Below are 7,021 nucleotides of genomic sequence, written 5' to 3'. Positions count from 1 at the left end.
GGCGGGTGGCGGTATTTTGGTGTGGGGCCGCCCCGCGGCCGGCACGACCATCCCGCTACGGCGCAGCCTTGCGTACGGCCAGCGTCGCACTTGCTTCGCCGCCGCCTTCCAGCTGCAGCCGTAGCGGCACCGCCTGCCCCTCCTTCAGCGCGCCCTTGCCCTGCATCAGCATCAGGTGCAGGCCACCGGGCTTGAGCTCGGCACGTGCACCCGGCGCCAGCGGCAGGCGCTCGATCGCGCGCATCCGGCTGACCCCATCCGTGATCGTGGTTTCGTGCAGCGACACATCATTGAAGCTGCTGCTGGTCGCGCCGGTGATCACCACCGCCTTGCCGCAGCCGTTGTGGATGACGCCGTAGCCAGCGGTCATCGGCATTGCCGGATTCGGTGGCAACCGCGCCCAGCCCTGATCCACCGTGACGCAGCCCGATTCCGCCGCCGAGGCCGATGCTGCGGCCGCACACAGAAGCCACAGTACGCCAACGAATGGTTTGGTTATCATCGCCCAGGTTCCTTCTTCGCAACGAGACCGCAGCATGACGACGCTCATCGAGGTGATCAACCATGGCCCCATCCGCGAACTGCGCCTGGCGCGGCCGCCGGTCAACGCACTGGACACCGACCTGTGCCGGCAGTTGATCCATGCCATCGAGCTGGCCATGGCCGAAGACGCGCACGGCATCGTGCTGTCGGGCAGCGAGCGCATCTTCACCGGCGGCATGGACGTGCCGCACCTGCTCTCGCATGGCGATGACAAGCACAAGCTGCTGGACACCTGGAACGCCTTCTTTGGCGCCGTACGCACGCTGGCCGAGAGCCGCATCCCGGTGGTCGCGGCGATCACCGGCCACGCCCCGGCGGGCGGCTGCGTGCTGGCCCTGTGCTGCGACTACCGGGTGATGGCCCGCAGCGCCGATCCGTCGCGGCCATATGCCATCGGCCTGAACGAGGTGCAGGTGGGCCTGATCGCGCCGGAGGGCATCCAGCGCCTGCTGCGCCGTGCGGTGGGCGTGCACCGCGCCGGCGTGCTGCTGACCACCGGTTCGCTGGTACCGGCCGAACAGGCGGTGCAGATCGGCCTGGTGGATGAGCTGGCAGAGGGGGACCTGGTGGTGGCACGCGCGATTGCCTGGCTGCAGGACCTGCTCAGGCAGCCGCGCCAGCCGATGCTGCTGACCCGCGCCATCGCCCGTGCGGACCTGCACGTGGCGCTGCAGCCGGACCTGATCCAGCTCGACCGCTTCGTCGAGGCCTGGTTCGCCCCGGACGCACAGAACGCCCTGCAGGCGCTGGTCGCGCGGCTGGGCAAATAGCGGTTGCCCCGCCCGGGGTCAGATCCCTTTCGCCGGGCGAAAGGGATCTGACCCCTGACCGGTATAATCAGGCCCTCTTTCACTGCTGTGGCCGCCCCCTTGAACGACACGCCCGAACCCGTCGTCTCCGAGCTGATAGACCTGCTCACGCTGGAGCGGCTGGAGGACAACCTGTTCCGCGGGCAGAGCCGCGACATCGGCACCAAGTACGTGTTCGGCGGGCAGGTGCTGGGCCAGGCGCTGGCCGCGGCACAGGCCACGGTCGACAACGGCCGCCACGTGCACTCGCTGCACGCCTATTTCCTGCGCGCCGGCAACATCGACCACCCGATCGTCTACGACGTGGACCGTACCCGCGACGGCGGCAGCTTCTCGGTGCGCCGGGTCACCGCGATCCAGCACGGCAAGGTGATCTTCTTCTGCGCGGCATCGTTCCAGCAGGCCGAGACCGGCGCCGAACACCAGCACAAGATGCCCGAAGTGCCGCAGCCGGAAGACATCGAACCGAACCGGCCGCTGCCGGCCGAAGTGCTGGAGCGGCTGCCGATCAAGGTGCAGCGCTGGCTGTCGCGCGGCGGCCCGTTCGAATTCCGCCACGTCTACCCGCGCGACGAACTGAACCCGCCCAAGCGCCCGCCCTACCACCAGGTGTGGCTGCGCCTGAGCGAGCCGGTCGGCGATGCTCCGGAACTGCACCAGGCCCTGCTGGCCTATGCCTCGGACTTCCACCTGCTGGGCACGGCGACGTTCCCGCACGGCATCAGCTACTACCACCCGCACGTGCAGATGGCCTCGCTCGACCACGCGATCTGGTTCCACCGCCCGTTCCGTGCCGACGACTGGCTGCTGTACTCGCTGGACAGCCCCAGCGCGCAGGATTCGCGCGGCCTGGCCCGCGGCCAGTTCTTCACCCGCAATGGCGTGCTGGTGGCCAGCACCGCGCAGGAAGGCCTGATCCGCGTGGTTCCCGACCAGGCTGCCGCGGCCGCCGTGCCGGCCAAGGAGTAAACCCATGCGCCAGATCTTCAGCAGCCAGCGCGTGGAAACCGTCGAAGGCGTGGCCGAGCTCCTGCGCGGGCATGGCATCGACGTCAAGGTGACCAACGGGCGCTCGTACAAGACCCGTCGCCGCGGCCAGTTCAGCTATACCGACCTCGGCAACGCCAACGCCTACCCGGCGGTATGGATCGTGCGCGCCGACGACCAGCCGCGTGCACGCGAGATCCTGCGTGAGGCGCGCCTGCTCGACACCACCCGCCGCGACCATCCGACCGCCGAGTTCGCCTTCCGCGACACGCCGGAACAGGGCAGCGGCGGCCGCAGCTGGGCCTGGCGCATCCGCATCGCCCTGCTGGTGGTGATCGCCGGCGTGGCGCTGGTGATCGGCCTGCGCCATCGCGATGCCCCGGCCCCGGCAGCACCGGCCCCTGCCCCGCAGGCCCAGCCGCAGCAGGCGCAACCGGCCCCGCAGGCCGCACCGGAAGAGGATGAAGTCCGGGTCCGCATCCAGCCATCGAAATAACCCACGGGTCGTACCCGCCGCTGGCCGGCAACTGCAAAAAGGGGACGGAGGGGATTAAGTCGTTTGTGGCACAAACGACTTAATCCCCTCCGTCCCTATTTTGTCAGCACAGAAAGTCGGTCACATTGGGCGCGCGGCTCCGTCATGGGACACAATCCCAGCAGGAGAGCCGCCGCCATGACGACGTTCGCCGCATCGATCGACCAGACCCTGGAACGCGAACTGCCCGCCGCCGCCAGCGGTTGCCAGCACGCCTACGGCCGTATCGTGCTGGCCTGCCAGAACACGGTCACCGCCATCGCCCTGGCCATCACCCGCGACCGCCAGGCCAGCGAGGACATCGCCCAGGAGGCCTTCGTGAAGGGCTGGCAGCAGCTGCACCAGCTGCGCAGCGCGACCAGCTTCCTGCCCTGGCTGCGGCAGATCACCCGCAACCTGGCCCGCGACTGGCTGCGCGCCCAGCGTGGGCGGCCGCTGACCGGCGAGGCGGCCGAGGTAGCGATGGGCATGGCCGCCGACCCGTCGCCGGGCGCGGCTGACCGCCTGCAGCGGGTGGAGGAAGAGATCGCCGCCGAGGACATCATCTCCACCCTGCCCCCCGACAGCCGCGAAGTGCTGTTGCTGTACTACCGCGAGGGACAGCGCTCGCAACAGGTCGCCGATCTGCTCGGGCTCAGCGATGCAGCCGTGCGCAAGCGCCTGTCGCGTGCACGTGCCCTGGTGCGCGAAGGCCTGCTGCAGCGCTTCGGTGAATTCGCCCGCAGCAGCGCGCCGAGCGCTGCATTCGCCACCGCCGTGGTGTCGATGGTGCTGGTGGCCGCACCCGGCACCGCCAGTGCCGCGATCCTGATCGGCACCGGCGTCGGCGTCGGTGGCAGCAAGCTCGGTCTCGGCGGCGCCAGCGTTGCCGGTGGAACCGCGATGGGCTCGTTGACCGCCACCCTGGGCCAGCTGCATGTGCTGCCGGCCGAAAGCTGGGGGGCGGTGATCGGCGGCGTGGTGGGTGGCGCGATCGGCAGCTACCTCGGCGGGCGCTTCCTGATGTCGTACACCGAAACTGCGGCAGAGCGAGCCGATGTGCGCCGCTTCCTCTACCTCAACATCACCACCGGCATGTTCTGGTGCCTGGCGATCCTGCTGGCTGTGGTGCTGCAGGCACCGGTCTGGACGCAGCTGACGGTGCTGGCGGTCGGGTTGGGCGTGGTCAACTACCAGTGCCTGGTGACGCTGCAGCGGGTGATGGCGCCGATGATCGCGCGCGATTCGGCGCGGCGCGGGCGAACCGGCATCAACTGGAAGTTCGAATCGATGTACGGCCGCACCGCCATCATCGCCATGAACCTGATGGTCATTGCGCTTGTGGCGTACTCGCTGATGCGCAGCGGCCGCTTGTAACGGACAACGCCGGCAGTGCCGCCGGCGTTGTCGTCATCACTGCATTGACCCTCAGCGCTGCGGCTTCGGTGCGCCGCCGTCGCGCGGACCGCCATGGCGCGGGCCACCATGCATCGGGCCCTTGGCCGCATCAAACTCGGCCTTGCTCAGCTGGCCGTCCTTGTTGGTGTCGGCGGCGGCGAACCAGGCATCACGATGCTGCTTCATGCGCAGCTCGCGGTCGGCCTTGTCCAGGTAGCCGTCCTTGTTCAGATCAAGCTGGTCGAAGCGCGCGGCCAGGCGCGGATCGGCCTTGGCTTCCTCGCGGCTGATGCGGCCATCCTTGTTGACGTCCAGCGCGGCCCAGCGCTCACCGCCGTGGCCACGACGGCCATGCTGCCAGCGCGGCAGCTCGTCGCGCGAGAGCTTGCCGTCCTTGTTCTTGTCCAGCTCGTCGAACTTCGCGGCCAGGCGCGGGTTGGCGGCCGCCTCGCTGCGGTCGATCACGCCGTCACCGTTGGTGTCCAGCTTGGCCGGGCGCGGTGCCGGCGTGGCCGGGGTGTCGGCCGCCAGCGCGATACCGGATGCGGAGGTGCCGAGCAGCAGGGCCAGCAGCAGGGGGGTACGGATCATGAGGTCACTCCTGGGGATGGGAACAGCGTCGGGGTGATCACTTCACCCTCGGGGGACAACAACGCCCGGGCGCGACGTCGGTTGACGCTACTGCCGATTCCATTCATCCGGCGGACAGTCGCCGCCACTGCGACAACCTGGGGCTATGCTGTGCCCATGGCGATACATGGCGACAGAGACGACGAACTGCGACTTTTCCAGACCGGCGAGCACCCCTGCGGGTACTGGTCGGACCGGGTGGCACGCGACCTGGTGCTGGACCCGAACGACCGCCGCCTCGGCGCACTCTATCCACTGGCACTGAGCTGGGGCTTCCGTCGCAGCGGCGACCTGGTCTACCGGCCGCATTGCGCGCACTGCCAGGCCTGCGTGGCGGTGCGCATCCCGGTGGCCCGCTTCGCCCCGGACCGCAGCCAGCGCCGCTGTGCCACCCGCAATGACGACCTGGAGGTGCGGATCACCGCCGCCACCGCCCGCGATGACCTGTTCGCGCTGTACCACCGCTACCTCACCCACCGCCATGCCAACGGCGGCATGGACGACCACGGCCCGCACGAGTTCGAGCAGTTCCTGATCGGCAGCTGGTCGCACACCCGCTTCATGGAGATGCGCCTGCCCGGCCACGACGGCCAGCCCAGCCAGCTGCTGGGGGTAGCGGTGACCGACGTCACCGAGCACGGCCTGTCGGCGGTCTACACCTTCTTCGACCCGGACCACGCCGCGCGCGGGCTGGGCACCTTCGCGATCCTGCAGCAGATCGAGTGGGCGCGCCGCGAGGGCCTGCCGCACGTGTATCTGGGCTACTGGATCCGCGGCCACCAGAAGATGGACTACAAGCGCCGCTTCCATCCGCTGGAAGCCTACGATGGCCGCCGCTGGCACGATTTCGACAAGGATCTGGACGGGCGCTGACAAACCGCTGACACCGGGCCGGGTGCACAATACGGCCCATGAACATGACCCGCCGCCATCCCCTGATCCTCGCCCTGGCCCTGCTCTGCGGCGCCACCGCCCCTGCCTTCGCCACGTCCCCTGCGATGACCGAAAAGCCGTCCGCTGCGCTGCGCCTGGCCACCTACAACACCTCGCTGTACTCCGATGACGCCGGTGGCCTGATCAAGGAGCTGGAAGGCGACAGCGAACACGCGCGCAAGATCGCCGCAGTGCTGCAGCAGGTGCGCCCGGACCTGGTGCTGCTGAACGAATTCGACTTCGACGACGCCCATCGCGCCGCCGACCTGTTCCAGAAGCGCTACCTGGAGGTCGCCCAGCCCGGTGGCGGCAAACCGCTGCACTTCGCCTACCGCTATCTGGCACCGGTCAACACCGGCGTGCCCAGCGGCCTGGACCTGGACAACAACGGCGTGGTCGGTGGCGAAGGCCGCAGCCGCGGCAACGATGCCTGGGGCTACGGCCTGCACCCGGGCCAGTACGGCATGCTGGTGCTGTCGCGCTACCCGATCGACGAAGCCAGGGTGCGCAGCTTCCAGCTGCTGAAGTGGAGCGCGATGCCCGGCGCGATCCGCCCGATCGACCCACGTACCGGCCAGAGCTTCTACAACGACCATGTGTGGTCGCAGCTGCGCCTGTCGTCGAAGTCGCATTGGGACGTGCCGGTGAAGACCCCGGCCGGCGTGGTGCACGCGCTGGTCTCGCACCCGACCCCGCCGGTGTTCGACGGCCCGGAAAAGCGCAACGCGGCACGCAACCATGACGAACTGCGCCTGTGGCAGGAATACCTGTCCAAGGGTGACAAGCCATGGCTGTGCGACGACAAGGGGCAGTGCGGCGGACTGGCCCAGGACGCGCGCTTCGTGATCCTCGGCGACCTCAACAACGACCCGGTCGATGGCGATGGCCGCCATGAGGCGATCGTCGAACTGATCGAGAACGCCCGCGTGCTGCGCTACCCCACCCCGCGCAGCGTCGGTGGCGAGCAGACCAGCCTGGCCTATGCGGCCAAGGGCATCGAGCGCAAGGGCGCACCGTTCCATGCCACCGGCGATTTCGGCCCGAAGTCCGGCACGATGCGCCTGGACTACGTACTGCCCTCGACCGGTTTCGAGTTCGTCGGCAGCGGCATCTTCTGGCCGGCCAATGAAAGCCCGGAAGCGAAGATCGCCGACGGCAGCGACCACCACCTGGTGTGGGTGGACGTGCGGTAGAGTCGACGGCCATG

The 7,021-nt window shown here is 68.9% G+C and carries 8 protein-coding genes; 6 read left to right on the top strand and 2 right to left on the bottom strand.

Annotation, left to right across the window (positions count from 1 at the left end):
* Positions 1–55: 55 nt before the first annotated feature.
* On the bottom strand, positions 56–502 hold the full coding sequence (locus VG566_RS04580) for a copper chaperone PCu(A)C (protein ID WP_041863160.1): 447 nt from the start codon (positions 500–502) through the stop codon (positions 56–58).
* A gap of 34 nt (positions 503–536) precedes the next feature.
* Between VG566_RS04580 and VG566_RS04575 the strand changes: the two genes are divergently transcribed.
* The 4 genes from VG566_RS04575 (at position 537) to VG566_RS04560 (ending at position 4,230) form a co-directional block, all read left to right on the top strand.
* A complete protein-coding gene (locus VG566_RS04575) occupies positions 537–1,313 on the top strand; it encodes an enoyl-CoA hydratase/isomerase family protein (protein WP_014646368.1) in 777 nt (258 codons plus the stop codon).
* 87 nt (positions 1,314–1,400) lie between these two features.
* Complete coding sequence (gene tesB, locus VG566_RS04570; RefSeq protein WP_005408551.1) at positions 1,401–2,321, top strand: acyl-CoA thioesterase II; 921 nt, start codon at positions 1,401–1,403, stop codon at positions 2,319–2,321.
* 4 nt (positions 2,322–2,325) lie between these two features.
* On the top strand, positions 2,326–2,835 hold the full coding sequence (locus VG566_RS04565; protein ID WP_197562205.1) for a pathogenicity-like protein: 510 nt from the start codon (positions 2,326–2,328) through the stop codon (positions 2,833–2,835).
* A 177-nt stretch (positions 2,836–3,012) separates the two neighbouring features.
* Positions 3,013–4,230, top strand: a complete 1,218-nt coding sequence (locus VG566_RS04560; RefSeq protein WP_164109940.1) for an RNA polymerase sigma factor — start codon at positions 3,013–3,015, stop codon at positions 4,228–4,230.
* Between the two features lie 51 nt (positions 4,231–4,281).
* On the opposite strand, the gene VG566_RS04555 is transcribed toward VG566_RS04560, so the two are convergent.
* Positions 4,282–4,842: an EF-hand domain-containing protein gene (locus VG566_RS04555; protein WP_014646365.1), complete on the bottom strand. Its 561-nt coding sequence runs from the start codon at positions 4,840–4,842 to the stop codon at positions 4,282–4,284.
* Positions 4,843–4,998: 156 nt separating this feature from the next.
* Here VG566_RS04555 and VG566_RS04550 point away from each other — a divergent pair, with 156 nt between their 5' ends.
* A complete protein-coding gene (locus VG566_RS04550) occupies positions 4,999–5,754 on the top strand; it encodes an arginyltransferase (protein WP_032961379.1) in 756 nt (251 codons plus the stop codon).
* Between the two features lie 38 nt (positions 5,755–5,792).
* Complete coding sequence (locus tag VG566_RS04545; RefSeq protein ID WP_197562186.1) at positions 5,793–7,007, top strand: endonuclease/exonuclease/phosphatase family protein; 1,215 nt, start codon at positions 5,793–5,795, stop codon at positions 7,005–7,007.
* The last annotated feature ends 14 nt before the right edge of the window (positions 7,008–7,021 follow it).

The sequence above is a fragment of the Stenotrophomonas sp. CASM114 genome (assembly GCF_049384325.1).
GTDB lineage: Bacteria > Pseudomonadota > Gammaproteobacteria > Xanthomonadales > Xanthomonadaceae > Stenotrophomonas > Stenotrophomonas muris.
Note: the sequence above shows the minus strand (reverse complement) of the source record. Positions and strands in the feature narration are given on the sequence as shown.

What these genes read in the sequence shown, in the direction of transcription:
- VG566_RS04565 (WP_197562205.1), top strand. Translation starts at nt 2,326, where the DNA reads ATGCGCCAGATCTTCAGCAGCCAGCGCGTGGAAACCGTCGAAGGCGTG.
- VG566_RS04580 (WP_041863160.1), bottom strand. Translation starts at nt 502, where the DNA reads ATGATAACCAAACCATTCGTTGGCGTACTGTGGCTTCTGTGTGCGGCC.
- VG566_RS04560 (WP_164109940.1), top strand. Translation starts at nt 3,013, where the DNA reads ATGACGACGTTCGCCGCATCGATCGACCAGACCCTGGAACGCGAACTG.
- VG566_RS04555 (WP_014646365.1), bottom strand. Translation starts at nt 4,842, where the DNA reads ATGATCCGTACCCCCCTGCTGCTGGCCCTGCTGCTCGGCACCTCCGCA.
- VG566_RS04550 (WP_032961379.1), top strand. Translation starts at nt 4,999, where the DNA reads ATGGCGATACATGGCGACAGAGACGACGAACTGCGACTTTTCCAGACC.
- VG566_RS04545 (WP_197562186.1), top strand. Translation starts at nt 5,793, where the DNA reads ATGAACATGACCCGCCGCCATCCCCTGATCCTCGCCCTGGCCCTGCTC.
- VG566_RS04575 (WP_014646368.1), top strand. Translation starts at nt 537, where the DNA reads ATGACGACGCTCATCGAGGTGATCAACCATGGCCCCATCCGCGAACTG.